20 protein-coding genes and 1 pseudogene are annotated in these 16,959 nt (G+C 57.9%); 7 read left to right on the top strand and 14 right to left on the bottom strand.

Going from position 1 to position 16,959, the window contains the following annotated elements; genetic code table 11:
- Positions 1-87 precede the first annotated feature (87 nt).
- Entirely contained in the window at positions 88-294 is a 207-nt protein-coding gene (locus RAD15_RS13930; RefSeq protein WP_458178281.1) for a hypothetical protein, read from the bottom strand.
- A gap of 93 nt (positions 295-387) precedes the next feature.
- On the opposite strand from RAD15_RS13930, the pseudogene RAD15_RS13925 reads away from it, so the two are divergent.
- The 4 genes and pseudogenes from RAD15_RS13925 (at position 388) to RAD15_RS13910 (ending at position 2,617) form a co-directional block, all read left to right on the top strand.
- Positions 388-807, top strand: a pseudogene (locus RAD15_RS13925) (hypothetical protein).
- Between the two features lie 7 nt (positions 808-814).
- Positions 815-1,087, top strand: coding sequence for a hypothetical protein (locus tag RAD15_RS13920; protein ID WP_458178279.1), 273 nt, complete (start codon positions 815-817; stop codon positions 1,085-1,087).
- Positions 1,088-1,356: 269 nt separating this feature from the next.
- The gene (gene ligD / locus RAD15_RS13915) at positions 1,357-2,301 is read left to right on the top strand and encodes a non-homologous end-joining DNA ligase (protein ID WP_458178277.1); all 945 of its coding nucleotides are present in this window, start codon (positions 1,357-1,359) and stop codon (positions 2,299-2,301) included.
- Positions 2,302-2,482: 181 nt separating this feature from the next.
- Positions 2,483-2,617 (top strand): hypothetical protein, encoded by a 135-nt coding sequence (locus RAD15_RS13910; protein ID WP_458178275.1) that lies wholly within the window; start codon positions 2,483-2,485, stop codon positions 2,615-2,617.
- 503 nt (positions 2,618-3,120) lie between these two features.
- On the opposite strand, the gene RAD15_RS13905 is transcribed toward RAD15_RS13910, so the two are convergent.
- The 4 genes from RAD15_RS13905 to RAD15_RS13890 all read right to left on the bottom strand — a co-directional run bounded on the left by RAD15_RS13905 (position 3,121) and on the right by RAD15_RS13890 (position 5,973).
- Positions 3,121-3,609: a hypothetical protein gene (locus RAD15_RS13905; RefSeq protein ID WP_458178273.1), complete on the bottom strand. Its 489-nt coding sequence runs from the start codon at positions 3,607-3,609 to the stop codon at positions 3,121-3,123.
- A gap of 103 nt (positions 3,610-3,712) precedes the next feature.
- Positions 3,713-5,131: a HesA/MoeB/ThiF family protein gene (locus tag RAD15_RS13900; RefSeq protein WP_458178271.1), complete on the bottom strand. Its 1,419-nt coding sequence runs from the start codon at positions 5,129-5,131 to the stop codon at positions 3,713-3,715.
- Entirely contained in the window at positions 5,083-5,469 is a 387-nt protein-coding gene (locus tag RAD15_RS13895) for a hypothetical protein (protein ID WP_458178269.1), read from the bottom strand. The genes RAD15_RS13900 and RAD15_RS13895 overlap by 49 nt, the downstream gene beginning before the upstream one ends.
- 12 nt (positions 5,470-5,481) lie before the next feature.
- Positions 5,482-5,973 (bottom strand): multiubiquitin domain-containing protein, encoded by a 492-nt coding sequence (locus RAD15_RS13890; protein ID WP_458178267.1) that lies wholly within the window; start codon positions 5,971-5,973, stop codon positions 5,482-5,484.
- Positions 5,974-6,053: 80 nt separating this feature from the next.
- On the opposite strand from RAD15_RS13890, the gene RAD15_RS13885 reads away from it, so the two are divergent.
- Positions 6,054-6,440, top strand: coding sequence for a helix-turn-helix domain-containing protein (locus tag RAD15_RS13885; protein WP_458178265.1), 387 nt, complete (start codon positions 6,054-6,056; stop codon positions 6,438-6,440).
- 9 nt (positions 6,441-6,449) lie between these two features.
- Here the strand turns inward: RAD15_RS13885 and RAD15_RS13880 are convergent, their stop codons facing one another.
- The 7 genes from RAD15_RS13880 to RAD15_RS13850 form a co-directional block, all read right to left on the bottom strand.
- The gene (locus RAD15_RS13880; protein WP_458178263.1) at positions 6,450-6,641 is read right to left on the bottom strand and encodes a hypothetical protein; all 192 of its coding nucleotides are present in this window, start codon (positions 6,639-6,641) and stop codon (positions 6,450-6,452) included.
- A gap of 48 nt (positions 6,642-6,689) precedes the next feature.
- A complete protein-coding gene (locus tag RAD15_RS13875; RefSeq protein WP_458178261.1) occupies positions 6,690-8,147 on the bottom strand; it encodes a hypothetical protein in 1,458 nt (485 codons plus the stop codon).
- A 1,022-nt stretch (positions 8,148-9,169) separates the two neighbouring features.
- Positions 9,170-10,273, bottom strand: coding sequence for a Fic family protein (locus RAD15_RS13870; RefSeq protein WP_458178259.1), 1,104 nt, complete (start codon positions 10,271-10,273; stop codon positions 9,170-9,172).
- 1,660 nt (positions 10,274-11,933) lie between these two features.
- A complete protein-coding gene (locus tag RAD15_RS13865) occupies positions 11,934-12,788 on the bottom strand; it encodes a hypothetical protein (protein ID WP_458178257.1) in 855 nt (284 codons plus the stop codon).
- Between the two features lie 46 nt (positions 12,789-12,834).
- Positions 12,835-12,972, bottom strand: a complete 138-nt coding sequence (locus RAD15_RS13860) for a hypothetical protein (protein WP_458178255.1) — start codon at positions 12,970-12,972, stop codon at positions 12,835-12,837.
- The gene (locus RAD15_RS13855; protein ID WP_458178253.1) at positions 12,969-13,154 is read right to left on the bottom strand and encodes a hypothetical protein; all 186 of its coding nucleotides are present in this window, start codon (positions 13,152-13,154) and stop codon (positions 12,969-12,971) included. The genes RAD15_RS13860 and RAD15_RS13855 overlap by 4 nt, the downstream gene beginning before the upstream one ends.
- A gap of 209 nt (positions 13,155-13,363) precedes the next feature.
- Positions 13,364-14,437 (bottom strand): hypothetical protein, encoded by a 1,074-nt coding sequence (locus RAD15_RS13850; protein ID WP_458178252.1) that lies wholly within the window; start codon positions 14,435-14,437, stop codon positions 13,364-13,366.
- 317 nt (positions 14,438-14,754) lie between these two features.
- Here RAD15_RS13850 and RAD15_RS13845 point away from each other — a divergent pair, with 317 nt between their 5' ends.
- Positions 14,755-15,006, top strand: a complete 252-nt coding sequence (locus RAD15_RS13845; protein WP_458178248.1) for a hypothetical protein — start codon at positions 14,755-14,757, stop codon at positions 15,004-15,006.
- The gene (locus RAD15_RS13840) at positions 15,003-15,743 is read left to right on the top strand and encodes a Fic/DOC family protein (protein WP_458178246.1); all 741 of its coding nucleotides are present in this window, start codon (positions 15,003-15,005) and stop codon (positions 15,741-15,743) included. Before RAD15_RS13845 ends, RAD15_RS13840 begins: the two co-directional genes overlap by 4 nt.
- Positions 15,744-15,828: 85 nt before the next feature.
- Here RAD15_RS13840 and RAD15_RS13835 read toward each other — a convergent pair whose 3' ends face one another.
- Together RAD15_RS13835 and RAD15_RS13830 are read right to left on the bottom strand one after the other, a co-directional pair.
- Positions 15,829-16,656, bottom strand: coding sequence for a hypothetical protein (locus RAD15_RS13835; RefSeq protein ID WP_458178244.1), 828 nt, complete (start codon positions 16,654-16,656; stop codon positions 15,829-15,831).
- Positions 16,619-16,921, bottom strand: a complete 303-nt coding sequence (locus RAD15_RS13830; protein WP_458178242.1) for a hypothetical protein — start codon at positions 16,919-16,921, stop codon at positions 16,619-16,621. The genes RAD15_RS13835 and RAD15_RS13830 overlap by 38 nt, the downstream gene beginning before the upstream one ends.
- Between the last annotated feature and the right edge of the window lie 38 nt (positions 16,922-16,959).

Here is a 16,959-nt window from a genome sequence, read left to right as displayed (position 1 = left end):
CTCCCGCTTTATCCTATAGCGACCGAGACTACTCCACAGCCCTACTGGATGCCCGTCCGCTTACGGCCCGAATGCACCACAATGCAGTCACTTAAGCACTGCGATCAACTGAGTCACAAGCTTTTCGCGATCTGCGGCACGCAGCTTATCAAGATTGATCTGCTTCCATCGGACTGCGGGAAGCTCTGCCGCTCCATCGACGCCCAACAGAGCCCAATCTGGCTTCCCGAGCTTGAATCCGATCAGAAATTCCCGATGCTCCTTCGGCATCTTTCCAGATACCTCGGCGATCAAGTCCTCCCGGGCCTTCAATAGCTCATTTAGCGAGACTGGATCTGAGGTCATACCCTCGAAGCCGTGCTCGAATTCCTCGGGAATCTATTCTCCATGGGCACAAAGTCGCGAGAGATCATTTGGGGCGGCCAGATTATGGGCGCGAAAATCAACGCCCAGGGAGCCCGCGAGCGTGCCCAGCAGGCCGCTCGCGAGGCAGACCGGGCGGAGGCCGAAGCTTGGTCGATTCGGATGGAAGGTTACGACGGCCCTGCCCAACCCTCCCCGACAATCGGCCAATGTCTCAACGGCGGGCTTACTTGGCTAGAGGTCGAGTGCACTCGCTGTAAGACGCGTGCCAGTCTTCCGCTTGATGCCATCCGCCGGCCTAAAGATACACCGCTCTGGAAGCTGGAAGCTTAATGCCGGTCGTGCCGCACGACCCGTTACGCTCCGCCTGCCCGCATGATCAAGCTAACGGAGACAAGGCAGATCACTCCCTATAAATGGGTGCACCCGACCGAGGAGCGTTAGAAGGATCATGACCAAGTTTGCGACAGAGCGTCCCTACGCCGATTCAGAAGCCGCGGCGCGTAAGCTCGTTCAACTATGCGCAAGCGTCGAGCCCGTCCAGGACGGGCACATCCACATCGAGAAGATCAACGCACCCTTCCTGTTCACGCTGAAGGGCAGCGGCAGTGAGTTCGGTGCTGGCATCAGATACGCCGTGGAAAAGGGTTGGCTAGAACTGCACGAAAGCGGCACTTATGTGCGGCTGCTGACACCGAGCGCGGATCTGCTGCCGCGTCAGTGAAGCAGCATGACCGACATCCACGCAGCCAGCGACGCGCATAGACTAATTCCCAGATAAGGCAATGCTAGGCGCATCGGGCTTCCCCTCCGAAACGCGAATATGCATCAGTGTCGCACGCAGATCGGCGTGAGACTACGAATCTAGAGTTGCACCGCGTCGATGGCCTATTAGGAACGCTGACGGGCTTTTGAAGTTAAAGACACGTGGGATTAGTCAAGTATACTGCCCGCCGTTGGCCCCCAGCGGCGGCCTTTTTGTGAGTTGCGTAAGTGGCGAAGCGTATCAAGGCGGCGATGCCGGGGTTCATTAAACCCCAGCTCGCAACACTGAAGATGAAGGCCCCAACGGGCGGCGACTGGATTCACGAAATCAAATACGACGGCTACCGGGCTCAAGTCCATGTGCACCGCGGCGCGGCCAAGATCTTCACCCGGAACGGCCACGACTGGACCAAGCGGTTCTCCGGCATCGCCGGCTCCTTCAAGCTCCGCAGCGAGAGCATCTTCGACGGTGAGATTGTCGTCGTCCACGACGGCCGTACCAACTTCTCCGAGCTGCAAGCCGACCTCGCCAAGGGCCGTCAAGACCGGCTGCAAGCCGACCTCGCCAAGGGCCGTCAAGACCGGATGCTGTGCTATGGCTTCGACCTCCTCTTCCACAACGGCGAGGACCTTCGGAGCAAGCCTCAGCTCTATCGTAAGGAGCGACTGAAAGAGCTGATCGACATGCTAGATCCGCCGGTTCTCTACAGCGAGCACCACGAAGGAGACGGACAAGCGCTGTTCGAGGCCGCCGGCCGGCTGAACTACGAGGGAATCATCTCTAAGCGCGTCGATGCGCCGTACCGGTCTGACCGCGTCGATACCTGGCAGAAAATCAAAACCGTCCAGCGCGAGAAATTCCCCGTGGTCGGGTTCATCAAAGATCCCTCGGGCGTCGCAGCCCTGTACCTAGGCAAGAAGGAAGGAAAGAACCTGGTCTACATGGGTAAGGTCGGGACGGGCTGGGACCGAACGACCTCCGGCAAGATCCGCAAGGCGCTGGAAACCGTAGTCAGCCCGAAGGCGAAGCTGACGAAGCCGATCAAGAAGCCCAAGGCCACCTGGGTCGAACCGACGTTCTATGCGGAGGTCGAGTACCGGGACATCACCTCTGAGGGATTGCTTCGCGCCAGCTCCTTCAAAGGACTGAGCAAAGGAACGGGCCGCTTTTAGCTGCGTTTTCTCGGCGGGTAAGTGTAGAGCACCGGCATGCCGCCGGATCGCGTTACCGAGGCGGTTAAGCAAGCCCAGTCCGCTATGTCGATGCCCGGCCCCCGAGACTGCCAGAAAACCATCAACGACCTTATGGACGTCCTCGACGACGAAGAACTTGTCGAGGCCATGGAGCAGGAAGATGCACAAGGCCGTGGCAGAGCTGAGTGACCCCACTGCTCGCGTGCTCCAAGATCTCTACGACAGCGAGATCAATTTCACGATCGCCACGTTCTGGGATGCGGGCTTCTTCGGGTCTTATTGGGTGACGACCTGAACGGCTTCGCCGCGGAGACACGGGTCCGAACCTTCACCGAGGCCGTCCAGTGGCTTGAGATTGCGGCTGTCATGCACTACCCCGACACAGAGTTTGCAGAAAAGTACAGACCCTTAGGCCCGCCAGCGTGAACCGGCGCTCGCGCTCTTCCACACTAGTTCGCGCGCGTTCCGCGGCCCTGATCTTCCTGTCCACCAGACTCGCGCACACGAACGAGCCGTGCGACTCTGCGCGGCCCCTCCCACACCTCTACAGCAGGATGCGTCTCTAAGAATTTCTCGGCACGAGCCTGCGCGTCTTTGTCCGTCGGGGCATCGATTTCATAAACTGCGCGAGCAACGCCATATAAATCGACCGTGTACGCAACGTATCGCATGGGCAGCTCCAAGTGTGAAAGCTGCACATACGATTCTCCTGCGTGCTCACGGTTCCTACGGCGGTAAGACTTCCAGCGCGTAGGGAGAAAACTCAGAGAGCAAGAGGCCGCCCACTGAGGCGGCCTACTAAAAGGCGCCCAGCCCGATGAGGAAAATCACGAAGCCGACGATCGCAATTCCAAGGCAAACGCGCGCGTGGAACGAGTAGGTCTCGATTTGGGGATCTTGGATCCGGCGTTCCATCGGACTTCCCGGGCTCGATTCCCTGCTCCGGAATGGAATCGAAACTCCCCAGGAAGCGGGAGAGTTCCGTCCCTGAGGCGCTCGCGGCGCATCTTCCGGCTGATCTCTCGGAGGTCGGCGGCCCGAAATGCCGGCGTCGAGATCGACGCCGGCACCGAAAATATCCTGTCCTCCGGCTCGGCTGTGGCTCATATCGACTACGCAACCGTGATCGTCCAGGATTCGACGATGAGGCTTGGCCTCGACAAGCAGGAGAGCCGCCTTCAGATTGGCCACCTTGCGAGCCATGAGCGTCACCGCAATGACCTTTACGTCGGCAAACCCCTTCTCGGTGATTGGAATGTCCGCCGTCGCAAAGATATTGAACCCCACGTCACGAATGGCCCCGGAACTCGTCCCAAAGCGTTGCCAAAACTCCGATCGACGGGTTTCGAACCGCCGTTTTCAGATCGCCCTCTGCTAGGGGATCCTTCGGCTAGCCTTCTGTACATGGCAAATCTACGCCATCACCTCGAGCGAACCGCATCCCGCCTTTCGAACATTCCGGGCAATCAGCGTCTTTACGCGGTTCCACCAACTGCAACCTCCCCGTCAGGGCGTTAATGTGCTGGTAATGCAAGGGCCGATCAGCGCGTAGACCCAGATAATCCATTAAAAAATCATTCACAGCGTGCCCTGCGGAGACCGCATTAAGACTGATAACGCTGGGATTCGGCTCCTCAACGCCATAAGCCTGCGCCTTTCGTTCCGCATCTGTCTTGGCCTCTTTGGCCAGGAGACTAGGATCAATCAGCTGGTTGCACCAAAGGCAACCCGCACCTGGACGAAGAGGGCGAATGGCACTGAACGCATCAATGACCTGCCCCTGCTCATCGGCGCGGACTTTTGAGCCCAGCTGAACGGCTGGAATGAGATATTGATGGACCAACGCGTTCACGACCAGGCGTGCCCGCATTGAGTCCGCCGCAAGGAAGATATAGTCGCAGCCTTTGAGGCGGTCCGCGACTGAAGCTTTAGCCACATCGGCATTGAAGTGCTCGATGTGCGCGGATGGGTTGGCCTGCTGAATCAAGCGCCGTGCCAACTGAACCTTGGGCGTCCGATTTTCAGCATCGGATTGCGATGCTCCGATCAGCCGAGCGAGGTTGGACGCTTCAACCGCATCGTCGTCAACCAGCGTGAAATGGCCGACGCCCAGGCGCGACAGATACTCCACAAGAAGGCTACCGATGCCGCCCAGGCCGACCACCGCAACGTGGGCGCGCGACAAGGTCTGCTGGCCTACGCGACCAAACATACGAATCTGGCGATCATATTGGTCGTCCATCGAACCCAGATTTCTCGACAGATGGGGAGCGAGGCGATCAATCTTCATGCCAATGACGCTCGCCTGGTCGAGTTCGCGACGGCTGCCGTCTGGCATCCAAAGATCTGCCTGCATGGCGCGCCGCCCCAACACCAGAGCGCCGACCGGCATGCCCTTGGCGATCTGCAACAGGGCGGGATAGCCGCGCTCATGAGATCGGAGATCGATATCGCTGAATCCGACCTGCCGATCGCTACCGTGATTGTGAACGGCCAAATAGACGAGCCGCTCGTCGCGAGCGCGCGTAATCAGCCGATGAATGTACTGGGGCGTTAGAGCGCGGTGACCGATTTTGCCTGCGACATAGTCAATTCCGTCCTTAGCCGGATGCACTTCACGAACAGTGAGGAGCGGAATCGTGTCGAGTTCGGACAGACCCGCAAGCAAGATGGCTCCGTGCTCATCTCCATCCTCCTGATAGAGATGATGCCAAAGTAACTCGTAGTCCGAACGGGCAATGTGGAGCCTGCACTTGGACATCACGACGATCTTTCCAAAAAATCCAAAACCTTGAGCACCTTCGCGCAAACTTTTTGCTTGCCGTTCTGGGCCATGCTGTTGCGGCGGGAGATCTGCAAAGCCGGCCTTCCTTCGAACGCGTGTCCCGAAGTCACCGGCGGCGCAAAGCCCTGACCGTCCGCGCGCCGGACGTCGCCACCGATGAACATGGGATAGATGTCGGCATAAGGATACTGCGCGGGGATATGAAACCCCACCCATGTCTTGTTCGGGACGAACCGGTCGCTCAACGCTACCGGTTCGACCGTTAGATATACGCCCCCTTGCCCATCGTCCCGCGTGTTGAGGGTGGCAGCGGGAAACTGCTTCCTTAGATCTTCGATGGCGGCAGAAACTTCCACCTTCATGGCAATTTCTGCCTAGGAGTTGTCGTCCGGCGCAATCGCCGTGAACCGAAGATGTTCGCGCAGATGGACGACATCATTGTCGCCGACGATCCGGCTGGTGCCGTTAGGCAGCTCCTCCTGCAACACAAAGTTGGGCTGGATTGCCACACTTTGAGCAATGGCGGCGGCCTTGATCTCCGTGCCGGTGGCGGAGTGACCTTTGAGGCTCACCGGCTGTTCATTGACGGTGATGACGACAATGTGTTCGGGCTTGCGCGCCACGAACACCATGTGATCGTGGAGCTCGACTCGCTCATGGTCTTCGATGCGGCGGTGGGTGCCATCGTCGAGGACGAGATCCAACAGATAGTGCTTGTCGATTTCAACCTCCTGCTCGATCGCGGCGATCTTGATCTGCTCGCCGATTTCGTGCGGACCCAGCAGCTTTACCGGACGCTCGTTCACTTTCACCGTGACCAGGTCACTGTGCCGCGACCCTTCCGTTTCAAGGATATCAATCGCCATAAGCTTTCTCCTTGCGATTTCGAACTTCAATTGCTATTAAGCAATAGATAGGCAAACCGAAATAGAAAGTCAATTGCTAAATGGCAATTTCTGATAACGCAAGAAACGCCAATGATACCAAGGGCTTTGACGGAGATGCCTTCTACCGAGCGCTGGAGACAACGGTTCAAGCCCGTGATGTAAGCTGGAAAGAGGTGTCAGAAGCAACGGGCGTTAGCGCTTCGACCCTAACGCGGATGGCGCAGGGACGGCGTCCTGACGCGGCCAGCTTGGCCGCGCTTTCCGCCTGGGCGGGGCTTAATCCCTCGGATTTTGTCAACGCGCCCTATCGCGCAAGCCAGCCAGAGCCCATGGTCCAAATTTCTAGCCTTTTGCGCGCCGATCCGGCCTTGGATGCTGACGCCGCAGAAGCAGTGGAAGCAATCGTACGCGCGGCTTACGAGCGGCTGAAGAAACCACTCAAATAAGCCGCTCTTTCAGCATTTTAGCTGCCATTGACGGCTTTCAGCCGCTTGCAAACGCCTCTCCTCCACGACTTTAACGATGTCGGGAATCACGTGCTCATCCATCTCCTTGAGGAACTCCTGCAGTAGCTTGGCATCGACGGGCGCAAGCCCTTGAAGCACTTCAGGTCTTTCATTGGTCTTGTCGTGTGCATCGTCAGCCATCGTGACCTCCCTAAAGTCTAGAACGAGCCTCTCGTCCGTCGATAACGCCTATTTCGTCTGAGTTGGTCGCAAGTTGCGGTCCATCCGCGAGAACCCTGCATGACCGGTATTGGCAAGTTTCAGGCCACCCATGCCGGCAGCGGTCTGGCCAACCTTCTCGCGGTCGAAAATCAGAGCACCGGTGCGGCTGTGGAACAACCAGAGGGGCATTGGCTCGCGCAAGCTGGCGGTGGCGTCGATTACCGCCCGCGCCTCAACCCTTCCATTAGCCCACTGTTCCTCCGTCGAAAACTCCACCACCCAGATAAATTGGGCGTACGGCAGGGTCATGATGCACTGCACGAGCTTCGGATCAAATTCCGAGGCATGCTCTCGCGCGAAATGGCGATAAGAGGAGCCCGTGGTGATGAAGTAGCGGATGATGGTGTCGTTCGTGGCCGGGAGACCAATGGCGGGACCAAGTTTTAACAAGGCAGGAGCCAACCGATCAACGGCATCTGCCGGATAGTAGACCTTCTCGGGAAGCGCCACGATAAAGGCGTCAATCGCCTCCGCCGCGTAGGGACTTCCGCTCGACTTCGGAATGGACATGTACGGCAGATAGTTGTCATCGACAACAGCAAGCGTTTCGACTTCATCCCAAGCATACCGGAGCCCGGAATGACCCTTCACCGGTTGACGCCACTCATATCCCACAAGCGCAACCGCATGGCGCCGCGAATGCATCGCGGCGAAAAGAGGGAAGCCTGATTCTATGTAGGCAATCAGTTGCCGATAGAATGGATGGTCCTGAGTACCTGTCGTCGCATTGCGAGCGATATGGATAGGGAACGTGCCCGCTTCTTGAAACACGCGTTCGGCATGAGCGATCTGCAATCCTTTTGACGGCACCAAACCGCCTGGATTGTATTCATGCGCCATCATCGTGATCTCATGGACCAAATATTCTCGATGAACGTTGTAGCGCTCGCTGTAGTGACGCAGGATAGACCAACAAGCAGCATGCGCGCACACCGAAATATCGACATGCTGGTCCATCGACGGAAAGCCGCGTATCACAAGCTTGTAGCCAAGCAAATGCACCTTATGATCGGCAGTGATGATGAAACGACCCGCACCCTTGCGGATGTCCGGAGTGAGCACAGTCCTGCCGATTGTCGCAATGCCAGTCGGTCGCAATACCATGTAGCCGAAGTAATGATCGTTGAGCTCGCGATCGGGACAGACTAGAGCAGCATTGGCATCATCGAACTTCACCGTCTGGTCGAAAAAATGCAGCCGCACGCAGTCGCTGCGATAATACTGCCCCTTCTTCGAGTAGAAATTATAGTAGGTGCTGCGATAGTCCTTATCGATGTAATTGTATTCGATGAGCACGCCCTTCACCGCATCCGAGATCTCCTGGCTCAGAATCTTTGCGACCCGGTCCGGATTGTACTCGGAGGTGATGTGATTGGGCAGCTGTGCGAGGTCGGCGCTCGTCGCCAGAGAAATCCACTTATACATTAGAAGCTGGCGTGGTCAGAGGCGACGCGCATATGCATCGTAAAAGTCGCCATTCGAATCCCTTGATCAAAAAAACCGACGATTCCCTCCCACCGCCGGCAAGACGGAGGTGTAAGCTACCGCTTGACCTTGGTCAAATCTGACCGATCAAGGTCGCTTGAAAGCTCAGGCAGTGAACCAGTAAAAACCGCAGCCTAAACGCACTGCGTCGCAGCAACCGCACGTAAGCAGGACGTGAAATCCCCTGGCGTTCGAATGCCGCTCGCCCCGTGTACAACATTCGGAACTAAGCGTGCAATAATCTTTTTGTTTAACTACTGATTGCGGACGAGGTCTCAGACCTCTCGGATTGTGCACGAGACGGCTAACCGCTCGCAACATCTGGGCAGTGGCGCCTAATACCCCACCCGGAAGGAACGTGATCGCCATCATCAGAGAAATCCGATCCGGGTTGGCTGCGCTCTCAGCGCAAATCTTCATACGCGCCCGTGGACCAAGTTAACTAGGGCGGCGGCGCGATGCTAACAGGAGCGTTGAGATACCCGCGCTTGTCACCTGAGGCGCCTCGAGCGCGGATGATGCCGGCGCGACGGTATGGGTCCGATCAAGGTTCTCCTGAACACGCCTCTAAGGCTCCAGTTAAGCTTGCAACTCCAGCGCGATTGGCCCGCTTTCGGCAGACTCCGGCGAAGCGATCGCAGCATCGAGATCCTTGAGTTTGAACGCGGTTTGGCTTCCCGACGGACGCAAGATCCTGATGGACGAGAGCGTGCCAACCCCGAAGCAACGGCACATCCCTGCTTGTGGGGTGACCGGCGCATGAGCGCCGGCATCATCATGGTGCTGGTATCGGCACTACGATGACCGGTCCGCGCGGCCTTAGTGTTCGACCGCGACAGCCTAGCGTGGGACTGCGACACGATCGAAGCATCTTCGACATGGCCATCGCGGGAGTAGCCTTCGGTGAACAAAGCAGAGAGCGCTCGGAAGCGCGGCTGCCGGGTGCACGAATCTAATGCCGGTCATGGCCCCTTGGGACCGGCCGGCACCTCGTCCGGATCCATCTGATCGGGAAGGAGAGGCTCTTCGCCGAACGGCCGGTTAATGATGCCGAGAGCTTCGGTAGCGGCGTACACGCGATTGCGCGAGTAACCAGTGCGCTCTTCCAGAATTCCCGCCTCTTCCAGTTGAGCGATTGCCTGGTGGACCTGCGGAGGACTGATGTCCAGAAGTTCACCGAGCCGCTTGGCTGTCACGACCGGATAGTTGTGAAGCTCGTCAAGCGCGCGTGCGGCCGCCGACCCCTTGCGGAATTTGCGGCGCTCCCTCCAGACATCGGACAGTTCGGACAACGCCCCACGGGTCCGGATCAGCTCGTCGACCGTGCCGGTCACGGCGTCAGCCATGAACGTAATGATCGGCTGCCAGTCCAGCCGCTGTTGAGCATCCTTGAGCGAAGCATAGTACACACCCTTTTTGCTCTCGATATATGGCGAGAGGTACAACGGGACGTGCTTCTCGGCCGCCATCATGAGCGGAAGGAGGAGACGACCGACGCGCCCGTTGCCATCGCGGAAGGGATGGACCGCCTCGAAATGAGTGTGCGCAATCGCCATGCGCGTGATGAACCCTTGAGTCATCTGCTGCATTCCCTCGTTCCGTAGAAAGTCGACGGTTTGAGCGAGGCAGCTGTGAACGTCCGCGGGAGGCGGAGGGTTCAAACTCGAATACGCTATGTCCTTGTTTCCGCCGATCCACACGACGCGCGTGCGAAGGTCGCCAGGAACGTCCTTGTAGTCCGGATCGTCCTTCATCACTGCGCGGTGGAGATCCTTGATCAGGTCCATCGTGAAGACGCCATACCCCTCCTTCGCCGCGAGCGGAATGAATCCATCGAGCGCCACGGCGTAGTTTCTCACCTGACGCGCTTCATCCCTGGCACCCTCGTCGCCCGTCTCCTCGACGGACAGCAGTTCGTCGAGGGTGCTCTGGGTACCTTCGATCGACGACGAACTCACCGCCTCGCGCCTGGTCAGCACACGGCTGACGATGTAGGGGTCCTTCATCTGGGCGGCGATGGCATCGACCTTGCCGAAGGCCGCTTGGGCGGCATCCAGGGCTTTCATGGCTCCTGCTACCGATACGCCCTCTTCTGGCGGAGCCGGGGGGACGATTCCGTAGTGGGAATCGTATGGCGGCGGCAACCGTTTCAGGGTCTCCCGGAGGGTGTGGCTGAGATCGCTGCGCTTCATAAAAAGCCAAGTTAAGTGTGGGATTTCCCATTTATAATTAGGGTTTTTGCAGAAAGCCATAGCATGCCGCGATCTCAGGACTGCAAATGTAGGGTTCCAACCCTCCTGCGTCCGGGGCTAGGACTCTTTTGTTCCTATTCTGTTCTATTGCCGTATGGCGACCGTTCAACCGCAAGCTGGCGAATGCCCACCCGAGAGCAAATGAAAAAGATGGCCCGCGCAGGCGTCGGCGGACGCTGCCGCTCTGCGACGCCCACGCGCGGTCCGATGGACCAGATGCCACCCGAATATTGGGACGCAGTAACTGCGGCGGGGCGCGGACGCTAAACAAGCCAATCGTCCGATCTCCTTAAGCTGGTCGGAAATCGGGCGGCACGTGCTGCGCGTGTCTCCTGCAGCCGCTACGGGCTTATCGTCGAAATTCAGAAAGCCGATGCCGTGCGTTTGTACGGTCCGGACTCGGCATGGAAGAACGTCGGACAGCGGCTCCTCGACGATACCCGCACGGCGCGTGCCGGCCGGCTCGAGGAAGATGGCTGCTGGCCGAGCTACGACGTAGCCTGACCGTCGCCGGCCAGACGGCGACGATGGTCCCGAAGCATCACCCCACCCCGCTCTCCGGAGATCTGCGAAAAGGCGCTGAAACGGTGGCCCACTCAGCTGGGATTGAGCGACGTTCCCGATGTGCGAGCTTGCTCGCATGCTTGCGAGAAGTTCCGCTGCGATCCAAAGCCGCCGGTGTTCACTGGGGTCATGTGTGGACGGCTCCGGGTTGGCAAGAAGAATCCGCACTTTGCAGCATTGGTCGGAGCAGCCATGTGTTCTTCCTTCTTTTGCGGTACTCATGACCGCTGGCCATAATGCCCTCCGCGGATCAGGTCCCGATCAAAAGCACGCATTCGAAGATGCCATGGCCCATGTGGGTTGTCCTGATCGCCGGATCGACCGGCGCTGCATTAGTGCTGTTCGCCCTTCCAACCGTTACGTCACACCCGGATGACCGGCTGTGATCTCGTTCACGCAGGACTTCACGAGTTGGCTCTACTCGTTCATCAAGGCCCGTCGGAGGATGTCGTTGCAGTTCGTATTCGCTTGCTCGCTCTTTTGGAGACGCCAACCTATCTTGTCGCCGTAGGACGACGGGCGAGATCAATGAGCCTCGCGATCACCATTACGTTCCGCAAAAGATATTACGTCGTATCCTTCATACGATTGTCCGCGCGCCAGTATCGCATTCTTCCTTGACGCGTTTGCATGGATTCTAGGCTTCGTCTCGAAAAACCGACATTTTCGCATTGAGTGTGTGACCGCGCGCGAGCCTCACGGCACCGGGTTCTTGAATGTTGTTACCCAGCGCGTGGTCGCGACAGGCCAGGCAGCATGAACACATCTTTGAAGCGTGCGGGATTGGTCGCGCCTCGATTCGACCGCGATCGCCGCAGCTTAGAGATCAAAACTCTGGGGCGCCAATGAGGACCTGCGCCTTATGCGAGGTCGCACGCGATGTCGCCCCGTTTCCAACCCATACAGGCCATCATGAGCTGGCGGCGGCGGCGATAGCGTCTTCCACATGCGTCATCACAACCGGCAACGGCTCTTCGACGTTCCAGTCAGCGCGAAGCCTGCCGGTCACCTTTAAAGACAGCCGCTCATTTGTCAGGTTACGCTCGTGCGGTGGCGATCGCGACACCATCCATTTAACGATAGCCGTGGACGACACGGTATCGGCGACCATCGCGTCGATATGCTGAACGCAAATCCGCAGCAGGTTCATCGCGCCAAAGGCGAGATCCGGCGTGAGGGTTGTCGTCGCAAGCGTCGCAAAATCGATCCCATGGATGTCCGTGACACCATTGTCCCAGAATTTGCTCAGGGGCGTGCCATACGATCGCGCGTAAGTCTTGAATGCAGACGACGGTGTTTCGTTCACATGCGCGTAGTGGTTCCGCAGCAAGCGGAAAAAACCGACGGTCCGGAAGTACCATGCGACCGGGGCGTCACCTTGCCACCGCGTAATTTTGAGCCGCAGCTGCTCCTCCTCGGCGTCATCCGTGATCAGGTCTCCGGGGTCAGTCACCAGTTCTTCGCGGAGTTGCTGCACTTCTTCCATGTAGGCAAGGACATATTCAACGGCCGCAATAATGCCCATCTGCAAGGCAACCCCTTCCGCCTCCTTTGCGAATTCGGAAAGCTCCCCAAGTCTCCGGTAGATGTTCTTCGCGAAAGGGTTCGTCGTGAACGCGGCGGTCGTGAACTCCTTTGGACTCGCAGAGACCAAGAGATCGAGATGCTGCGTGAATTCCCATTGCTGAAGCGCAGTAAAGCATACTTGGTCATTGACGCGGATAAGCTGCTTGATGAAGCGGCTACCGAGCGGTGTTCTTTTCAAGCTCCCCTCCCCTGCGTCACCTGTTCACTAATGCGGGCGCTGCTGGCTAGCTTCTAACTGAGTGAAAGTTATTTTCCCGCACCCGAGCGAGATCAGCGGCCGATATGCCATTGATGCCTTTCTCGTGTTTTTGGATTTGCTGGAACGTCACCGAGAAATAGGCGCCAAGCTCGGCTTGGGTCATGTCGTGCGCGAGGCGCAATCTTCGAATATTTGCACCGATAAGGATGGATTGGATTTCAGCTCGTCGTGATGGCCGGCAATCGACCCAATATCGACGAGGCATCGCATGGCCCAATCCGTGACAAGGCCCGCCTGTTTGGCGTTGGGTAAGACGTTCTTGAGTCCGGCGAGGTAGCGCACCATCGAAGCGACATCGGCGGAAGGGGCCGCATCGGGCAGCGGCGCGCGATATCCGCCGAGATCGGAAAAGTCAGACGAGATGGAAATCAGCGGGCTAGCGATAGTGGCGCACCCTTCCGCTTATTATCGCCCGGGCGCCGCTAAGGACGGCTTAATGCTGCTAAAGGGGTGAATTTCCTGAATAGGTGGCGAGCAAGGAGTGGAAGGCCTCGTCACTTCGCTTTGCGCGAGAGCCGGTCAATGAGTTCTTGGGGCAGCCCGGCATAGGCTTGTGCGCGCTCCTGTGGCGTTAGCCCCTCGGGCGCAAACTGTCGCAAGTCGATGCCACGATGGTTTATTTCTTCGATGGCATCGCCGAAACTTCTCACATAACCCAAGTGCTCTTCCTGCGATGGCATCGTCCAACTGCCATGGGAGAGCAAGGCGCTGAAGCCGACACAGCGGTGGAAGTGAACCATCAACTGCCGATTTGTAAGCGGGCGCAGATGCGGATTACGCCTATAAGCGAGTTTCCAGGCTTCGTGGCGCGGCATCTCGGGCGGAACATCGACAACGCTCGCAAATCCGTCGGGGCGGCGTGAGGCGGCCGCACTGCCGGTTCTGAATTCGGACCAGCGCTGCAGGATGCGCTCAACGATCTCTATCTTCCAGTGTTGCTCGATAGCCGGCGCGCATACGATGTGCGCGATGGCGAAGGCAATTCTACCGTCAGGAAGCTTTTGCGCGTGCTTTTCCGAGATGTAGACCACCGCGTCGATATGAGGAAAGCGCTGGCCTGCAGAACCAGGCCGCCGGAATTTCTGCTGAACGGCGTAGATCACGACATCGGGGCTGAATTCATCAATCTGGGAGTTGAGAAGCAGACATATCGAAAGGGAATTCTTCTGGATATTGCGCTTGCGATAATCATCGAATTGATCATTCGCCTTGCTGAGATGCGTTTCCAGAGTTCGCGCAAGCTTGCTGAGAATAGCCGACGCGATTTCTCTGCCGTTGCTGAATTGGTTGAGGTCGAGCCGTCTCTTTCCATAGTAGAAAGGCACCTCATTCGCGGCCACTCGACTTTTGTAGGTCTCATTGATCCTTTCATTCTGCTCGGTCTCAAGATGCTTCATCTCGATCAGCACGAGATCGCGATAGCATGCAAAGTCCGGAAACTTTCCGCGCCTGGCTTCTTCGTCTTTATTGTCGTCCAAGGATCGCCCGCGAAGATGGTGGACGACAAAATGCGCGAAAGCGGCGGGCAGATCGGGCGGGCCGCCGGTTCGTTCGATATGAATGGACATGCGGCGAACCTATAAAAGTCGCTTCTCGTCCCAAAGCCCCGGTTCACGAGCCAGATTGCTGCCACTTGGCGGCTAGCATTGCGCGGATCGAACTTGGCGTCGGCGGGAATCTCCTTCGTGCGGCGCACCAGATCGGGGAACCAGTCGTGCGTAACCTCCCCGGATATTCTGGCCGGAAAGACTAAGCCAAGCCGGCTGCAAGATTCCTCAAGGAGGCCTGATTCCAAGTCTTTTCAAAGGCTTATTTTGCTTGTAAGGGCGCAAGTTAATGGATTTTCAGGCCTTGGCATATTATATTGACGTTGAGGAGTGAGCCGATGTCTGTCCCACGTTCCAACCGCCCGCATTTTACGGCCCGTGTGATCCGGGGGCTGGCGAGCGCCAATAATGTGGGAGTCGTTGTGTCATCAAACGATATGTTTGCTCAACATGTCACCCGGCTCTCCGGCGATGATGTCACGTTTGACGATGTCGAAAATACCATCGTGGCCTTGCAGCGGGCGGGCATCCTAAGCCGCGTCCAGGCCGTGCGCCTGCAGGCGCGCTATCTGCGCGAAAACCGCCCGTGACGTTCGATCCGTTCGGGGATTTTGCGACGCGCGGCTATTTGCGCAACGTCGCCAAGGCCAAAGATCCGGAAATCGTTCAGCGCCTCCTGCATAACTCCTTCCTGACCGGTATCGATGCCGCGTTGGCTCATCTCAAGGCGCAGAAATCCCTAAGCTACGCCGACGTTCTGCAAACGCACAAAACGCTCTTCGAGGCGGTGTTCCCGTGGGCCGGAGAGGATCGCCACGCAAACGCGTCCCATATCTTTGTGAAGAAGGGCTTCGTTATCTTCGCCCATCCCAACGATATTCGCAAAGCCATCGACTACGCGCTTGAGAAGGGACAGGACAAGGCGTTCATGGCGGAGAAGCCGGGCGAAGTCATGGGCTACCTTGCTTATGGTCATCCCTTCCTCGACGGCAACGGCCGCACGATCATGCTGCTCCATGCGGAGCTTGCACGCCGCGCGGGCTTCGGTATCGATTGGGCCGCCACCGATAAAGATCAATACCTCGCCGCCCTGACGCAGGAGCTCGAAGAACCTGGCAAGGGCAAGCTCGATGCTTATCTGAAGCCATTCATCCGCAACGGCTCAGAGATGAAGGACGTCGGGGATGCCATTAAAGCCGCGCCGGGCCTTGATGGCAGCAACGCGGATGCGGTCGCGGGCGAGACGAGCGACCCGGCGCTCAAGGCACAATACGAAGCGCAAGAACTCAAGCGCCACGGTGCGGAAGGCTCCACGCAGAAAGGCTGAATCGCCTTAGACGCGCTTGTGGTCCGTTACAAAGATCAATAGCGTTGTTTGGCGACCACCGTGAAAGTGTCCGCAGTCCCTTCTCTCAACGCGTCGTGCGCAGTTGGGTAATTGCTTCTTCGATCAATGCCAGGACGCGCTCACCGCTGTCGGCAAAAATAACGCCAAGCTCGCGGTCGCCATGCTCCGGGAGAGGCTCCTCCCAGACTTCCACTTGTCCAGCGGACTTTCGTTTCCCGGCATTTTCTTCCAGAAGACGGCCCCATTGCATAAACGCGCACCATTCCAGGTAAAGATCGCTCTCCCGGGGCAGCCTGTCACGCGCGATGACCAGCTTTGCTTGGTAAGGCTTCGTCTCCCTGTTTGAAAACGCTCCAACGCGCAGCTGTCCAACAAAGAAACGATAGTAGGTCGCAATGTCCCGGGCTTCCTTTAGGTACTCTATCTCTTCGCCAACCTCGGCCCGCTTACGACTGATCTCATCGCGATGCTCATCAAGCTCCTTGGCAAGCGAGGTCTTGTGATCCTCCAAAACCTTCATGTTATCCGTCTTCTTGTTGTCGAGTTGTTCAAGAAGCGTATTGCGTTTCCGGTCGAGATCCTCGTCGATCGCGGCTTTTTGAGCCGCAAGCTCCCGGTTCATCGCCCGCTGGGCACCCATCTGCATCAGGGCGCTGACGCCGCTCGTAAGTGCGGCGAGCAACGTCGCGATGGCAGCCGGCAGAACGACCAGGAGCTTGTTGGCCTCCTCCGTCTTGCCGAGCCGCGCCGTTACGATCGGAATCCATTGATCGGCGGTGTACAGGAGGCCGCCGACGACACCGGCAAAGATCACAAACGTGATCAGAAAGAAGAGAAAGAGCCTCCACATAGCATCACTGACAGGTGCCATTGATGCAAAGGCAGAGATCATGCGCGCATGATTTGTTGCAAAGAACGCCCTTGGTCGGACATTCGGTTGTCCCTTGGCTCAGCTTCTTGGGCAGCCATTTGTAGACCATGCAGTTCTGGCCGCGCTGGACGCAATCCGGATAGGTGATATCGGACACGATTACTTTCTTGAATGCACCCTGCTCGGGGCTTGTAGGGTCCGGAACGGCAAAAACGCCGCTTCCCTTGTCGCCCGGCTTCTGTCCATCAAGAGCTTCATCGGTGGTCTGGTTCTCGCCTAAAGGCATGAGTGGTCTCCCAGAGCGTTGTGAGGGCTGAGGCGGCA

The organism is Bradyrhizobium sp. 14AA (genome assembly GCF_054185205.1).
The sequence above is the reverse complement of the archived record's forward strand: the minus strand, read 5'-3'. Positions and strand labels throughout refer to the sequence as shown.